Genomic DNA, 15,008 nt, shown 5'->3' on the forward strand with positions numbered 1-15,008 from the left:
TTGAAGCGGCCCCTACAAAAACAACAGGAGTCAATCATGCGTTTAAGAACTACCGCAGCCATCGCGCTGGGGCTTGTCATGCTGTCAGCCTCATTCCTTACCCACGCCAGCTACACCCAGACCCGCTACCCGATCGTACTGGTCCACGGTGTCACCGGTTTCAATACCATCGGTGGTCTGGTCAACTACTTTCACACCATCCCCTGGAACCTGGAACGCAGCGGCGCAAAGGTCTATTCCGCCAGCGTTTCCTTCGTCAACAGCAGTGAACAGCGGGGCCAGCAACTGGCCAACTACGTCAACGGCCTGGGCCACTCCAAGGTCAACCTGATGGCCCACAGCCAGGGCGCACCCACGTCCCGGGTGACGGCGTCGCTCATTCCCCACAAGATTGCCTCCATCACCTCGATCGATGGCGTCAACAAGGGTTCAAAAGTGGCCGACGTCGTGCGTGGAATCATCCCGCCGGGCAGCTACGTTGAAGGCGGCGCGCAGACCATTGCCAACGCTCTGGGCGATCTGGTGAACGCTCTGTCCGGCTCCAGCAACCCGCAGGACGGCGTGGCCGCACTGGAAACCCTGACCACGCGGGGCACAACGGCCCTGAACGACGCCCTCGGCTGGAAAGGCGTCAACCGCTCGTCCTGCTCGGGCACCGATGAGAACGTCTGGATCAACGGCAACCGTATCAAGTTCTTTTCCTGGACCGGCCGCGCCGTCTGGACCAACGTGCTCGACGTTTCCGATCCGTTCCTGGGCATCACCTCCCTGGCGTTCGGCAGCGAGCCCAACGACGGATTGGTGGGCGTCTGCTCCACCAAGATGGGCAACGTAATCGGGACCCACTACGTCATGAACCACGTGGATGCCATCAACCACCTGTTTGGTGCCCGCTCGCTGTGGACCAACCCGGTCTCGCTGTATCGCTCGCAGGCCAACCGCCTGAAAAACCGCGGTCTGTGAGGTCAGTATGAGACATCGTCAGTTGCAGTACCGTCGATGGCTCGCTGTCATCGCACTGTCGGCCGTCACGGCCGGCGGTGCGATGTGGTGGTATCCGTCCGGGGAAAGTAGCCCGGCGGCCTTCACCGACACCGACGCCTCTGAACAACAGACAGTATCCCCGGCCAGCAGCCCGGAATCCGGGACCGGCACGGCGACACACACCGACGCCGGACCGGATGCTTCAAACGCCCTGGCTGTCGCCGCCAGCACACCGACAACGCTGGGCCCTGATCCTTTTGCCGCCTCGCTCGAGGGAACCGACATCGACGGTGCCCTGAAGGCCGATGCCAACGGCACGCTGATCATCGATCTGGCGACCCGGGATTTCTTCGATTATTTCCTCGGCACCGTCGGTGAAGTATCGCCAGACGTGGCACTGGACCGCATCCGGGCACTGGCCTTCGAAAACCTCCCGCGTGCAGCCGCCGAGCAGGCCATGGCGCTATTGGATCAGTATCTCGACTACAAACAGCAGGCGCTGGCGCTGCAGGCCACGCCACTTGACCCGGCTCGCCAGGGCGATCCGGCATACCAGCAGCAAATGCTCGAGAAGGCCTTCACGGATCTCAAACAACTCCGACAGACTGTGTTCAGCCCCGAGGCCCACCGGGCGTTCTTCGGCATGGAAGAGGCCTACGGCGAATACACCCTGGCCACGCTGGAGATCACCCGTCGGACCGACCTGTCCGATGGTGCAAAAACGGCGCTGATAGACTGGCACCGTAACCAGCTTCCTGCGCCCCTGCTACAGACCGAACGCCGGCTTCTGGAGAGCAACGAGGAGAACCGTCAGCGTATCGAGATCATGAAAACGGCGGAAACCCCAGAGAGCGCCGGCCAGCAGCTGATGGATCAGGGCATGTCCCCGGACGCGGCCGCCAACGTGACGGCCTACCTGAAGGAGCGCGAGGATTTCGATGCCCGTTACCAGCAGTACAGCGAGGCACTCAGCCAACTGAAAGCGTCCGGACTGGCCGATACCGATGAGGCCGCCCAGCAGGCCCGGCTGCTCGATCAGTACTTTCCGGACAACAAGCAGCACACCTGGGCTCGCCTGAAGATGCTCGGCAGCAATCCGCCATAATGTGCGCACACTCCCGTCTTCTCCGGCTACGGAGCATTACACTGAAGCGTGCTCCGTAACGGCAGGTGGGCCCCGATGGATACCCAGACAATCCGATGGCAGCAGTCGGCCGGTTTCCGACGCCTGAGATTCTGCCCCGAACTTGAAACCGACTACCGTCTGATTCGCGCTGCGGCAGTGCGGGAACGCGCCCGGCTGGTTTCCGCCGCCGGACTGCTGATCTTTGGCATCTTTGTCCTGCTGGATCTGGCCATGCTGCCGCCGGATCTGGCCCGGATTACCGCGGGCATCCGGCTGTGGGTCACCTGCCCGGTCATTGCCCTGGTGTGGTGGCTGTCGTACTGCCAACGCCCGGGTGATCTCGGTTTTGAACGCCTGTACACCCTGGCCTACCTCGTTGGCGGCCTGAGCGTGGTCGCCATCATCGCCACGGCGCGGCTTCGGGATTTCCCCCTGCCCTACGAGGGCATGCTGCTCATGCTGATGTTCGGGTACTTCGCCATGGGGTTGCCGTTTTACCCGGCCTCCATCGCCTCCGCGGTTATCATTGTCGCCTACCTGGTCGCGGAGCTGTCGATCGGACGGACCCCAGGCGCCGTCATGATCAACCTGTTTTTCGTCCTCACCGCCAACACCATCGGCATGGTGGGCGCCTGGCTCAGCGAATACCGCCACCGTGCCCATTACCTCGACCAGCAACTGGTCAACCTTCTGCACCAGACTGCGGCGGAAGAGAGCGAGCGCAAGAGCCACCTCATCACCGTGGCCAGCCACGATCTCCGCCAGCCCCTGAACATCATTGGCCTGACCCTGGAAAACCTGTCGGCCGCCCGGATGGCGCCGGAGCAACTCGGCCTGGTTCGACGCCTGCAGGGTAGCGTCGGTCACTTCCAGCGGCTGCTGGGTACCGTGCTGGACATATCGCGGATCAACGAGGGGATGATTCAAGCGCAGAACGACCGCGTGGATATCAGTGCCCTGCTGGACCAGCTCGTGGACCTTACCGTTGACCACGCACACCTGCACGACATCCGGGTGCACCGGGAGGCCGGCGAACCGGGGATTCAGGTGATCGCGGATCCGGATCTCCTGCTGAGGGCGCTGCAGAACCTGGTGTTCAACGCCATCGATCACAGCGGGGGCAGCGACGTGCGCATTGCCACCTCGGGCCATGGCGCCATGGTCCGGATTCGCATCAGCGACAACGGCGCGGGTCTTGACGAACAGCTCCAACACGCGGTCTTCCAGCCCTTTGTTCGTGGTGACAAGGGTCGGGGCAACCCGGCCGGACTGGGGCTCGGGCTTGCCATCGTCAAGGAATTGACCGGGATGATCGGTGGTTCGTGCGGGGTGGCGTCAGAGCCCGGTGCCGGCAGTACCTTCTGGATTGATGTCAGACTCGCGACGAATGCCCCACCCGTGATGGTCAACGACCGACACCCCGTCGAAACACCGTTTACAACCAGCCCATCTGGCGTGCCTGACTGACACACTCGGTACGATTGTGCACACCCAGATGGGTGAAAATCGCCTTCAGGTGGGTCTTGACGGTGTGTTCAGTGAGATTGAGGCTCTGGCAAATACGTTTGTTGGGAAAGCCCTGAGCAAGAAGCGACAGCACGTCCATCTGCCGGGGGGTCAGGGCCGGAACCTGGGCCTCGGCGGACGAGCGCCCCGGAAAGTATTCTCCACCCCGGCGGATGGTCCTGACCATACTCGCCAGCGCGGTTCGCCCGGCCGATTTCGGCAGGAACCCCCGGGCCCCGGCCGCACGCGCAGCGCGAACGGTGGTTTCGTCTTCCGAGCTGGAGATCACCACCACCGGCACCGGCGGCTCCCGCACCCCCATTCGGGGCAACAGCATCAGCCCGGTTTCACCTTGCAGTGACACGTCCAGTAAAACGAGATCGATGTCCTTCGGTGCCGCCAACAGCGCCGCCGCCTGGTCCACCGAATCGGCCAGATCAACCGAGGTCGCCAGCGAAGCCTGCGTCATCAGGCCTGCCAGCCCCTGGGAGAACAGGGGGTGATCATCGACAATCAAAACCCGGCGCAGCGGCGCTCCCGCATCGGGCAGGGGGCGGTCTCCGCCGCCGGATCGGGCGGAAAGATGGTTCATTGGTGACCCCGCAATTTGTGTTTTTTTGTTACTGCGGAACGCCAACTATAAGCCACAAAACTCGGTGACACCGCGTCGTGCTTAACAGTTTTGGCGAAAAGATCGCCGCGGACCCCGGCGCGCCACCGGCAACTGAAACCTAATTGTCACATTTCTGTCGCATTCTTCTGGCAACGCTAACTAACTGTTGTCACGAGGTTTTAGGATGAAACACAGCCATTTTTCGAGGACACTGCGCGGGCATCGGGTGTGGATCCTCGCCATCAGCCTGTGGTTGCCCCAGGTCCACGGGCAAAGCATGGAGATCCACGGGTCCAATACCATCGGCGCAACCCTGGCCCCCATGCTGGTGGAAGGGTTCCTTGATCACCGGGGCAGTGGCCCGGTCAGCACACGGAGTAACGGCAAGGAAAACGAGAAGGTGCTGACGGGCCAGCAATCCGGTACCCGGGTCCGGGCACTGGTTGCCGCCCACGGGTCAAGCACCGGGTTCAAGGCACTCGAGAGCGGACAGGCCAGCATCTGGGCGTCATCAAGGCCCGCCAAATCCCAGGAAGTGACGCAGATGGCCGGACGGGCGGATCTGACCGACCTTGGCAGCGAACACGTGATTGCCATTGACGGCCTGGCGGTGCTGGTGCATCCCTCCAACCCGGTTGATCAGCTGAGTATTGAAACCCTGGGCAGGATATTCTCCGGCCAGATCCGGAACTGGTCCGAACTGGGTGGCGACGACCGGACCATCCATCTGTACGCCCGGGATAATCGCTCCGGTACCTGGGACACGTTCAAGACCCTGGTGCTGGGCAAGGCCTATACCCTGTCCCCCACCGCCAAACGCTACGAGTCCAACGACCAACTCTCGGACGATGTCAGCCAGGATCCGTCGGGCATTGGTTTTGCCGGACTGGCGTCGGTCCGTGACAGTAAGGTCCTGGCGATCTCCGACGGCAATGCTCCGGCGCTGAAACCCAATCAGCTGACCGTGGCCAGTGAGGATTACCCGCTTGCCCGGCGATTGTTCATGTACACACCGGGCGATGCAACCACGCCCCTGGCCGAGAGTTTCATTGACTTCGTGCTCGGCGAGGAGGGCCAGGCAATCGTGTCCCGCTCCGGCTTCATTTCCCAGAACCCGATCGCGGTCAAACCGGAACTGGATGACAGCACCCCGCAAACCTTCCGGCGCCTGACCGAGCATTATCAGCGGCTGACCGTCAACTTCCGGTTTTCGGAAGGCCGGACCCGGCTCGACAACAAGGCCCAGAGGGACCTGAAGCGGGTTTCCGAGTTTATGAGCCGGAACAAGCGCAGCGCCGATGACCTGATGCTGATCGGCTTCGCGGACCAGCAGAGCAACGAGTTGCGGGCCCAGATGATCTCCGAGCTGCGTGCGCTCTCTGTCCGCAAGGCGCTGGCTGACCTTGGGGTGGGTGACATTGCCTACACCGGCTACGGTCACTACATGCCTGTTGGCATGGCCGGGGGTGACAGCGGCCAGCAACGCAACGGTCGCGTGGAGGTCTGGGTACGTTCCCGCTGAGCACCGAAAATCCCCGTTAGTTCGGCTAGACTGAAATGCTGGGGGACGCAGAAACGCGAGTGGGGGCCAGGCCTATGCTGATCCGGGGTTTAGTCAGCACATTGATACTGTGGGCGGCCATGCCGGTGTTGTCGGAGACTGCCCCGGTGTTGGAGGTGGTGACCACCCAGTACCCTCCGTTCGAGTTTGTCGAGAACGGAACCCTTCACGGCCAGGATGTTGCGACGGTCCGTACCGTGCTCGAACACATGGGGTTTGTACCCAGGTTTCGGGTTCTGCCCTGGGCCCGGGCCGAGTTGATGGTCCGCAACGGCGATGCCGATCTGCTGTTTTCCCTGACCGCCTCGCCACAGCGGGAACGCTACTATCTGTTCACCAACCCGATCAGTACCGCCCGGGACGTATTTTACGCGCGCAAAAGCGCGAACGTGTCCTGGTCCTCCTTCAATGACCTGGCCGGCCTGCGCCTCGGCGTGTCCGCCTCGTACAGTTACGCGCCGGACTTCATGGCCTGGCTCGATCGGGACCTGGCCGAGGTCATGACCATACGCCAGGAACAGCCGGATCTGGCCGGACTTCGCATGGTCGCCCTGGACCGGGTGGACCTGTTCATCTGCGAGGAAACCGCCTGCAACTATCTGCTGCGGAAATACCGGGGGCAGTTCCCGGAGCTCAACCGCGTCGCCGCCATTCCCGGCACCGTTGGCGAGACGCGTTATTTCCGGGCGGCGTTTTCCCGGCAAAGGCCGGACGCCGAACAATTGCGCTCGGCCTTCAACCGGACGCTGGATCAGCTCGACTTGGGCCCGTCCGACTAAAGTCTGCCGCTTCAATTCGGCAATCACCTATCTTTCCCACCATCACAGGTATGTTTGGGTTTCCTATACTGGTGGGGTCATTTCCAAACCACAGACTGGGCCAATGGACATACAATCCGATCACCGCTACGCGATTAACCTGAACGTTCGAGGCATTCAACCCTCTTCCACCCTTCGCATCAACGAACTGAGCAACCAGCTCAAGGCCGACGGCAAAGACATCATCAAGCTGGGACTCGGGCAGTCTCCGTTCCCGGTGCCCGACCGGGTGGTCGACGCGCTCAGGGAACATGCCCATGAGAAGGATTACCTTCCGGTCAAGGGCCTGAAGGGCTTGCGGGAGAGTATCGCGGGCTATATCAATCGCAGCGAACGCATGCGCTGCACCTGGGAAGACGTGCTCATTGGCCCCGGTTCCAAGGAACTGCTGTTCATACTCCAGTTGGCCTATTACGGCGACCTGCTGATTCCGCGCCCGAGCTGGGTATCCTATGCCCCCCAGGCGAGGATTATCGGCCGGTCTGTGCACTGGCTGCCGACCCATGCCGAAAACAACTGGCAGCTTACCGCCGAGGAACTGGACATCATCTGCCGCGACGACCCCTCCCGGCCGCGCATCCTGATTATGAACTACCCGTCCAACCCGACAGGCTGCACCTACGCCGACGATCAGTTGCTGGCGATTGCCAATGTCGCCCGCAAGTACAAACTGATCCTGTTGTCGGATGAGATTTACGGCGAGGTCCATTTCGAGGGCAAACACAAATCCATTGCCCGCTACTATCCGGAGGGAACCATCATCAGCACCGGCCTGAGCAAGTGGGCCGGCGCCGGCGGCTGGCGTCTCGGCACCTTCATCTTCCCACCGGAGCTGCGGCCGCTACTCGATGCCATGGCGATCATCGCCAGTGAAACGTTCACCTCCACCAGCGCCCCGATCCAGTATGCCGCGATGGCGGCGTTCAATGGCGGCGACGATATCGATGAATACCTGGTGCAGTCCCGCCGGGTGCTCAAGGTCATTGGTGAGTACGTGCACCGGCGCCTGACCGACATGGGGGCCGTGGTCCAGAAGCCCGAAGGGGCGTTCTACCTGTTTCCGGATTTCTCGGCCTTCCGCGACCGGCTTTCGAAACGGGATATCAAGACCAGTCAGGCGTTCTGTACGTCCCTGCTTGAGAACACCGGGGTCGCGATCCTGCCCGCCAGCGACTTCGGCTTCGTACCGGACCATCTCGGTGCGCGGCTCGCGTTCGTCGACTTCGACGGTGCCGAGGCATTGAAACTGGCGGGCGGCGACTACGCCGAGCACGACCTCGGTGACGACTTTGTCCAGCAAGCCTGCCCTCGTCTGGTCAAGGCCATGGACAAGATGGAAGCGTGGCTGAACAGCCTCTGATCGCGACGTGATAGACTGGCGCCTCCACTCTCAGAGATAGCCATGGGGGCGCCGTGTCCGATACCGCTTCACTCCAGACGATAACCGACTTTGCCGAACAGCTGGCCCGGGAGGCGGGTGAGCTGATCCGGCGGGAACGGGAAGAAAACACCCTGCGCACAGATTACAAACAGCAGTCGGAACTGGTCACCCATGCCGATGTGATGGCCGACGAGTTCATTACCGGCGCCATCCGTGATCGCTTCCCCGGCCACCGGATCCTGTCCGAAGAAACCATGCCAGACCTGAGCCAGGCCGAGCAACTGGACACCCCACTCTGGGTGATCGACCCCATCGACGGCACTGTCAATTACGCCTACGGACACCCGCAGGTCGCCGTCTCCATTGCCTACGCCGACCAGGGCAGGGTTCGGGCCGGCATCGTTCACGCGCCCTTCTCGGGCGAAACTTTCCGGGGTATGGAGGGTGAAGGCGCGACCCTGAATGGCAAGACCATCAGGCACAGCGGCGCCACGAACCCTCGGGAGGCCCTGTTCGCCACCGGCTTTCCCTACGCCAAGGATCACCTGAAGCCCCTTGTCGACCGCCTGGAGGCCATGATCCGCAACTGCCGGGACCTGAGACGTATCGGTTCCGCCGCCCTGGACATCTGTTGGGTCGCCTGTGGCCGCCTCGACATCTACTACGAAAACGTCAGTCCCTGGGACTTTGCCGCCGCTCGACTGATTGCGCTCGAGGCCGGGGCCACCGCCGGTCACTTCGGGGACGTGCCCGCGGGCTACCCCGCGGATCTCTATGGCCGTGACATTCTCATCACCGCCCCAGAGCTCTGGGCTCCGGTCCGCACGATTCTGAGAACGGCCTCAGGGTACCAATAGGTCGCCCGGTGTTACTGGGACGCCTGGGGCCAAACGCTCTCGGCCACCAGGGACCAACTCTCTTCAAAGTCGGCGGAGGGTAGGCGGGCGAAGGACGAGCGCACGAAACGCTGAACCCGGCCTTCGACGAACACCAGCACGAAGTCGGCACCCCGGGCGGCGCTGGTGCGAGGGCGAAGGCCCTGGCGGATTTCCCCTTCCTTGAGCGCCTGGCGTACCTGGGTTTCCAGGCGTTCGAAGAACTGTGACGCCCGCTTGCGCAGGGCCTCGTTCTCGCCCATCAGGGCGTCCCCTGTCAGCACACAGCACAGGCCGGAATTGCGCTCCGCAAACACCAGCACCAGATGCACCAGTTGTTGCAGGCGAACTCGCACATCGTCCTGCTCCTGCAGGATGACCTGGCAGCGGGAAAAGACGGCCTCCTCGGCAAATTCGATGAGGGCCTCGAACATTTTCCGCTTGCTGGGAAAGTGGCGGTAGAGGGCGGCCTCGGTGACGCCTACGGATTTGGCGAGGCCGGCGGTCGTAATGCGGGCTCCCGGATCGGTTTCCAGGAGCTCCACGAGGGCGTGAAGGATCGCCTCACGGCGACTCGGTTTCTGATCGGTCATGACAGGACTGCAGCGCTCTGTTTGTCGTTATCGGGGCCGGTCATCGGGTGCCGGCCCTCGTTTATTCGTAGTGGGGATTGTGCCCCAGATCAGAAAAAGGTGCCATCAATGGGCGAGGATGCACTGGCGTAAAGCTTCTTGGGCATGCGGCCAGCCAGGTAAGCTTCGCGACCGGCTTCAATGGCCAGACGCATGGCGTTCGCCATCTTGATCGGGTCTTTGGCCTGGGCAATGGCGGTGTTCATCAGCACACCGTCGCACCCCAGTTCCATGGCAATCGTGGCATCGGAAGCCGTGCCCACGCCGGCATCCACCAGCACGGGGACGGTCGCGTTTTCGACAATCAGCCGGATGTTGTAGCGGTTCTGGATACCCAGGCCCGAGCCGATGGGCGCTCCCAGCGGCATGATGGCAACACAGCCCATGTCCTCCAGGCGTTTCGCCAGCAGCGGATCGTCCGAGCAATAGACCATCACCTTGAACCCGTCCTTGATCAGCGTCTCCGCCGCGTCCAGGGTTTCGGTCATGTTCGGGTACAGGGTTTTCTCCTCTCCCAGCACTTCCAGCTTCACCAGGTCGTGCCCGTCCAGAAGCTCCCGCGCCAACCTGCAGGTTCGCACCGCATCCTTGGCGGTGTAGCAGCCAGCGGTGTTGGGCAGGATGGTGTAACTTTCCGGCGAAATCACATCCAGAAGATTGGGCTCGTCGGGGTTCTGGCCCAGATTGGTCCGGCGCACCGCCACGGTCACGATTTCGGCGCCACTGGTTTCAATGGCGTGGCCGGTCTCCATCAGGTCTCGGTACTTGCCAGTGCCGACCAACAGGCGCGACTGATAAACGCGGCCCGCAATTTCCAGGGGTTTGTCTTCGGGAAGCAGAATCTCGGGAGTCTCGCTCATAACCTTCCTGCGATTGTTAACATGTCATGAAATAGGCGATCAGCCACCGCCAATCGCGTGGACAACTTCCACCCGGTCGCCCTCACTGAGAACGAATTCCCCGTGCTGACTCCGAGGGACGATGTCCTCGTTCACCTCGACGGCCAGGCGCTTACCCGCCAGGGCCATGGTCTCAACCAGGGTCAGGACGGTAGCGCCGACCGGCAACTCCATCGCATCGCCATTTACTTCAACTTGCATAGGTTCTCTTACCTCTGTTCCTCACCGCAGCTCGGACGGGCGTGGCGCCATCCGGCCACTGCCAGTAACGTCCAGGCCACCATGAAACACACACCCCCCAGGGGTGTGACCGGGCCAATCCAGCGACTATCCGTCAGCACCAGCATATAGAGACTGCCACTGAACAGCAGTATGCCGGCCAGGAAAAATCCGGCGGCCACGGACAGCAGCCGGCGATTCAGCCCGGCCAGCGACAGGGCCGACAACGCCACCAGGGCAATGGCGTGGTACATCTGATAGGTGACGGCCGTCTGAAACACATCCAGGCCCCGCTCACTGACGATACCACGCAGGCCATGGGCACCGAAGGCTCCGGCCATGACCGCGATCAGGGCGCAAACGGCGCCGATGATCAGCGGGAGCCGCAACACACCGTGATACCCCGGATCTACGCGTTCAGCAGTCACAGTGGATCTTTTCCCCGGTATCCAGATTCATCATGGTCAGTACTCCGCCCCAGACACAGCCGGTATCCAGGCCAATAAACCGATCGCTGCCAGTCTGGCCTTCGAGCGCCGCCCAATGCCCGAACACCACCCGGACATCGTCCTCACGGGGGTACTCGAACCAGGGCCGGAAACCGTTCGGGGCACTGCTGGCCGCCTCTTTGGTGGCCAACTCCAGCGTGCCGTCCGCCGCAACAAACCGCATGCGGGTGAAGTAGTTGGTGATGACACGCCAGCGAGCCATGCCGGTAAGGTCCTCGTCCCAGCGGTCCGGCTCATTGCCATACATGTGGGTAAAATACTCGGCGGCATCCTCGCCCCGAATCACGGCCTCGACTTCCTGGGCGTAGGTCAGCGCCTGGTCCGCCGTCCAGATGTGAGGCACGCCGGCATGGACCATGACCAGATTCCGGGCCGTGTCCCGAACGCACAGGTTCTGCTGCCGAAGCCAGGCCACGAGGCGGTCATGATCGGGCGCGTCCAGGATGTCCGCCAGGGTATCCTTCCGGCGTGGTGGGTGCCCCCCCAGAGCGACCGCCAGCAGGTGCAGGTCGTGATTGCCCAGGACCACGACCGCGGAGCTGCCCAGGCTCTCAATGTAACGCAGGGTTTCCAGCGAGGACGGCCCGCGGTTGATCAGGTCTCCGGCAACCCACAAACGATCCCGGGACGGAGAAAACGACACCTGCGCCAGGACGTCCCGCAACCGGTCGTAACAGCCCTGAATATCGCCAATGGCGTAGTCAGTCATTACTTACCTCATCAGAATCGCGCCCATCGGCTTTCTCATCAGCCAACCGATCGGCGATCAGTACGTAGTCGGCGAGACTGAGGTTTTCCGGGCGCAAACCGTCGTTGATCCCCAGGCTCTGCAACTGCTCTACCGAGATCATGCCACCGAGCGCCTTGCGAAGCGTCTTCCGGCGGGCATTGAACGCGCTCCGGACCACCGCCTGCAGGATTCCCAGGTCCTTGGCCGGATGTGGCAGGGTTTCGTGGGGCACCAGTCGCACGATGGCGGAATCCACTTTCGGTGCGGGTCGGAACGCCCCCGGTCCCACCTCAAACAGCGGCTGCACCTTGCAGAAATACTGGGCCATGATCCCGAGCCGGCCATAGTTGTTGTCACCCGGCACCGCCGCGAGACGCTGGACCACCTCTTTCTGCAGCATGAAATGCATGTCCTTGACGACACCCGCCTGCCCCAGCAAATGGAAAATCAGAGGCGTTGAGATGTTGTACGGCAGGTTGCCGATGATCCGCAGGCGGTTGCCACCCTCGACCAGTTGGCTGAAATCGAACTTCAATGCATCCGCTTCGTGGATACGGAACTCCGGGTAATTGAAGAACTTGGTCCGCAACACCGGAATCAGGTCACGGTCCAGCTCCACCACCTGCAGCCTGGGGTTTACCGCCAGGATCTCCTCGGTGATTGCCCCGAGGCCGGGCCCGATTTCAACGATGGCGTCGTCGGGCTTCGGGTTAATGGCGCGAACAATCCGCTCAATCACACCGGGATCGTGCAGGAAATTCTGGCCGAATCGCTTTCTGGCCTGGTGGCCGGGTTTGTTACTCACGAGCGTGTCTCTTGGTTAGCGGCTTTCCGACAGCGGGCCATGTGCGCGCCAACCCGGATCGCCGTTTGCAGGCTGCCGGCATCGGCCCGGCCGCTGCCGGCAAGGTCCAGGGCGGTGCCGTGGTCAACGGAGGTACGGACGATGGGCAACCCCAGGGTAATGTTGACCGCGCGCCCAAAGCCCTGGTATTTCAGGACCGGCAGGCCCTGGTCGTGGTACATGGCCAGCACCGCGTCGGCGTTGTCCAGCCAGTGCGGGGTAAACAGGGTATCGGCCGGCAGGGGACCGGTCAGTTGGATGCCCTCACCCCTGAGCTGTTCCAGGGTCGGCTCGATAACCTCGATTTCCTCCCGGCCGAGATGACCACCCTCCCCGGCATGGGGATTCAGGCCCGCCACGAGAATGCGGGGGTGCTCAATCCCGAAGAACGCCTTCAGATCGGCGTTGAGAATTCGGGTAACCTGACCCAGCCGCTCCGGCGTGATGGACGAAGCAACGTCCTTGAGCGGTAAGTGGGTGGTGACCAGCGCCACTCGCAGGTCGTCCGTGGCCAGCATCATGACCACCCGCTCAACGCCGCAGAGCTCCTGCAGAAATTCGGTATGGCCGCTGAAAGCGATACCCGCTTCGTTGATCACGCCTTTGTGCACCGGCGCGGTCACCATGCCGTCGACGTCACCCCGCAGGCAGCCTTCGGCAGCGATCCGCAGGGTGTCGAGGACATAGGCACTGTTGGCGGGGTCAAGGACCCCGGCCTCGGTGCTGGCGCAGCCCGCCACGTCGAACACCGACAGGTGACCGGTCTCCATGACCGGAGTCTGGCCCGGCTGCCAGTCGTGCAGGGTTACCTTGAGCTTGAGCAAATCCGCTCGGGCAGCCAACAAGGCTTTGCTGGCAATCACCACGATGCCGGCCTCCCGGCGTTTCTCTGCCAGCTGCAGGCAAAGTTCCGGGCCTACACCAGCCGGTTCACCGGCCGTCAGCGCAAGGATCGCCGGGGCACTCATGACTCGCCGCTCTCTCCCTCGGCGGCGTCTTCACGGGCATACTCACCCTTGAACTCGATAAAGGCCTCATCGCGAATTTCCCGCAGCCAGTTCTGCAGCTCGGTTTCGAATTTACGACGGTAGATCGCCTGACGGGCCTCGGCATTCTTGACGTCCCCGCTGATGTCCTTCTGCCGACGCTCCTCCACCTGCAGGATGTGCCAGCCGAATTGCGACCGGAATGGCCCGCGCAATTCGCCAAGATTGGCTTCCAGCATGGCCTGCTCGAACGCCGGAACCATCTGGCCCCGGCTCACCCATCCAAGGTTCCCGCCATCGGAACCGGACACCGGATCGTCCGAGAACTCCCGGGCGAGCTCGGCAAAGTTCGCGCCATTCTGAAGCTGCTGGTAGAGGTCGCGGATCCTGGCCTCGGCCTGGGCATCCGGCAAGGCTTCAGACGGGCGGATCAGGATGTGGCGGACCCGGTGCTGCTGGATGACCTGCTTCTGGCCGCCCCCGCGCTTGTCCATCACCATCACAAGGTGAAAGCCGCTGTTGTTCTCGAGGACCGGGGACGGTTCCTCAACCGCAAGTTCCGGAACCACCGGTGCCACCAGCGACGGCAGCTGGCTCTCCGTGCGCCAGCCCATGTCGCCACCCTCGAGAGCGTTGCTGGCGTCGGATTCCGCCACCGCGACTTCCCGGAAATCGCGCCCATCAAGGATTTCCTGCCTCAGGCTTTCCGCCCGCTCGCGGGCCGCAGCCACCGACGCCTCGCTGGTGGGATCGTCCACTTCGATGAAAATGTAGGCCAGGCGGTATTCGGCGGTGTCACCGCCCCGGGCTTCGACAGCCTCCAGGTAATTTTCAACCTCACGATCGGTCACCCGGACCCGGTTGCCGACCTGCCGCTGCTGCACCCGGCTGGTCAGCATTTCATTCCGGATCTGCTCCCGCGCCTGACGGAAGCTGACGCCCTCGGCCGCCAACTGCTGTTCAAACTCGGCCATGGTCATGCCGTTGCGTTCAACGATGTTGTCCATGGTCTCGTTCAGCTCGTTGTCGCTGATCCGCATGCCCATTTTCTCGGCCATCTGGAGCTGGATGGATTCGGTAATCAGTTGCTCCAGGACCCGGTCCTCCAGTACGGCCCGGGGCGGCAAGCCAGTCCCCTGGGCACTCAGGCGGCCGGTGATGGTATTGATGCGGGCGTCGAGTTCGGTCTGCAGGATGACGTCGTCGTCGACGATCGCTACCACCTGGTCAAGCAGTTTGCGCTCCGCCTGAACGGTCAGTGACAAGGTAACGGCTGCCATCAACAGCAACGTCTTCAGAGCATGGCGAAGGGTCGCCTTCATAAA

General features: G+C 62.4%; 16 protein-coding genes. 7 read left to right on the forward strand and 9 right to left on the reverse strand.

Annotation, left to right across the window (positions count from 1 at the left end; all coding sequences use genetic code 11):
• Positions 1 to 36 precede the first annotated feature (36 nt).
• The 3 genes from KXD86_RS09105 (at position 37) to KXD86_RS09115 (ending at position 3,577) form a co-directional block, all read left to right on the forward strand.
• Complete coding sequence (locus KXD86_RS09105; RefSeq protein WP_218635711.1) at positions 37 to 963, forward strand: esterase/lipase family protein; 927 nt, start codon at positions 37 to 39, stop codon at positions 961 to 963.
• Between the two features lie 7 nt (positions 964 to 970).
• A complete protein-coding gene (locus tag KXD86_RS09110) occupies positions 971 to 2,089 on the forward strand; it encodes a lipase secretion chaperone (RefSeq protein ID WP_218635712.1) in 1,119 nt (372 codons plus the stop codon).
• Positions 2,090 to 2,164: 75 nt separating this feature from the next.
• Positions 2,165 to 3,577 carry a sensor histidine kinase gene (locus tag KXD86_RS09115; RefSeq protein ID WP_218635713.1) on the forward strand — a complete coding sequence of 471 codons (1,413 nt, stop codon included), beginning with the start codon at positions 2,165 to 2,167 and terminating at the stop codon, positions 3,575 to 3,577.
• Here the strand turns inward: KXD86_RS09115 and KXD86_RS09120 are convergent.
• On the reverse strand, positions 3,546 to 4,208 hold the full coding sequence (locus tag KXD86_RS09120; protein WP_218635714.1) for a response regulator transcription factor: 663 nt from the start codon (positions 4,206 to 4,208) through the stop codon (positions 3,546 to 3,548). The genes KXD86_RS09115 and KXD86_RS09120 overlap by 32 nt on opposite strands.
• Before the next feature lie 205 nt (positions 4,209 to 4,413).
• Here KXD86_RS09120 and KXD86_RS09125 point away from each other — a divergent pair, with 205 nt between their 5' ends.
• The 4 genes from KXD86_RS09125 (at position 4,414) to KXD86_RS09140 (ending at position 8,846) form a co-directional block, all read left to right on the forward strand.
• Positions 4,414 to 5,751, forward strand: coding sequence for a substrate-binding domain-containing protein (locus tag KXD86_RS09125; protein ID WP_228739360.1), 1,338 nt, complete (start codon positions 4,414 to 4,416; stop codon positions 5,749 to 5,751).
• Positions 5,752 to 5,825: 74 nt separating this feature from the next.
• Entirely contained in the window at positions 5,826 to 6,569 is a 744-nt protein-coding gene (locus KXD86_RS09130; RefSeq protein WP_218635715.1) for a substrate-binding periplasmic protein, read from the forward strand.
• Positions 6,570 to 6,672: 103 nt separating this feature from the next.
• Positions 6,673 to 7,968: a pyridoxal phosphate-dependent aminotransferase gene (locus tag KXD86_RS09135; protein WP_218635716.1), complete on the forward strand. Its 1,296-nt coding sequence runs from the start codon at positions 6,673 to 6,675 to the stop codon at positions 7,966 to 7,968.
• Positions 7,969 to 8,021: 53 nt separating this feature from the next.
• Entirely contained in the window at positions 8,022 to 8,846 is an 825-nt protein-coding gene (locus tag KXD86_RS09140; protein WP_218635717.1) for an inositol monophosphatase family protein, read from the forward strand.
• Between the two features lie 11 nt (positions 8,847 to 8,857).
• Here KXD86_RS09140 and slmA read toward each other — a convergent pair whose 3' ends face one another.
• The 8 genes from slmA to KXD86_RS09180 form a co-directional block, all read right to left on the reverse strand.
• On the reverse strand, positions 8,858 to 9,457 hold the full coding sequence (slmA, locus tag KXD86_RS09145; protein ID WP_218635718.1) for a nucleoid occlusion factor SlmA: 600 nt from the start codon (positions 9,455 to 9,457) through the stop codon (positions 8,858 to 8,860).
• 89 nt (positions 9,458 to 9,546) lie between these two features.
• Positions 9,547 to 10,356 carry a thiazole synthase gene (locus tag KXD86_RS09150; RefSeq protein ID WP_218635719.1) on the reverse strand — a complete coding sequence of 270 codons (810 nt, stop codon included), beginning with the start codon at positions 10,354 to 10,356 and terminating at the stop codon, positions 9,547 to 9,549.
• Positions 10,357 to 10,395: 39 nt separating this feature from the next.
• The gene (thiS, locus tag KXD86_RS09155; protein WP_218635720.1) at positions 10,396 to 10,596 is read right to left on the reverse strand and encodes a sulfur carrier protein ThiS; all 201 of its coding nucleotides are present in this window, start codon (positions 10,594 to 10,596) and stop codon (positions 10,396 to 10,398) included.
• 8 nt (positions 10,597 to 10,604) lie between these two features.
• The gene (locus KXD86_RS09160; protein WP_376770973.1) at positions 10,605 to 10,988 is read right to left on the reverse strand and encodes a DUF423 domain-containing protein; all 384 of its coding nucleotides are present in this window, start codon (positions 10,986 to 10,988) and stop codon (positions 10,605 to 10,607) included.
• Positions 10,989 to 11,031: 43 nt separating this feature from the next.
• A complete protein-coding gene (locus tag KXD86_RS09165; protein WP_218635721.1) occupies positions 11,032 to 11,832 on the reverse strand; it encodes a symmetrical bis(5'-nucleosyl)-tetraphosphatase in 801 nt (266 codons plus the stop codon).
• Positions 11,825 to 12,658 (reverse strand): 16S rRNA (adenine(1518)-N(6)/adenine(1519)-N(6))-dimethyltransferase RsmA, encoded by an 834-nt coding sequence (gene rsmA, locus KXD86_RS09170; RefSeq protein ID WP_218635722.1) that lies wholly within the window; start codon positions 12,656 to 12,658, stop codon positions 11,825 to 11,827. Before rsmA ends, KXD86_RS09165 begins: the two co-directional genes overlap by 8 nt.
• Positions 12,655 to 13,665 (reverse strand): 4-hydroxythreonine-4-phosphate dehydrogenase PdxA, encoded by a 1,011-nt coding sequence (pdxA, locus tag KXD86_RS09175; RefSeq protein WP_218635723.1) that lies wholly within the window; start codon positions 13,663 to 13,665, stop codon positions 12,655 to 12,657. The genes rsmA and pdxA overlap by 4 nt, the downstream gene beginning before the upstream one ends.
• Positions 13,662 to 15,005 (reverse strand): peptidylprolyl isomerase, encoded by a 1,344-nt coding sequence (locus KXD86_RS09180; protein ID WP_218635724.1) that lies wholly within the window; start codon positions 15,003 to 15,005, stop codon positions 13,662 to 13,664. The genes pdxA and KXD86_RS09180 overlap by 4 nt, the downstream gene beginning before the upstream one ends.
• Positions 15,006 to 15,008 lie beyond the last annotated feature (3 nt).

Source organism: Marinobacter arenosus (assembly GCF_019264345.1).
In the GTDB taxonomy this organism is placed as follows: domain Bacteria; phylum Pseudomonadota; class Gammaproteobacteria; order Pseudomonadales; family Oleiphilaceae; genus Marinobacter; species Marinobacter arenosus.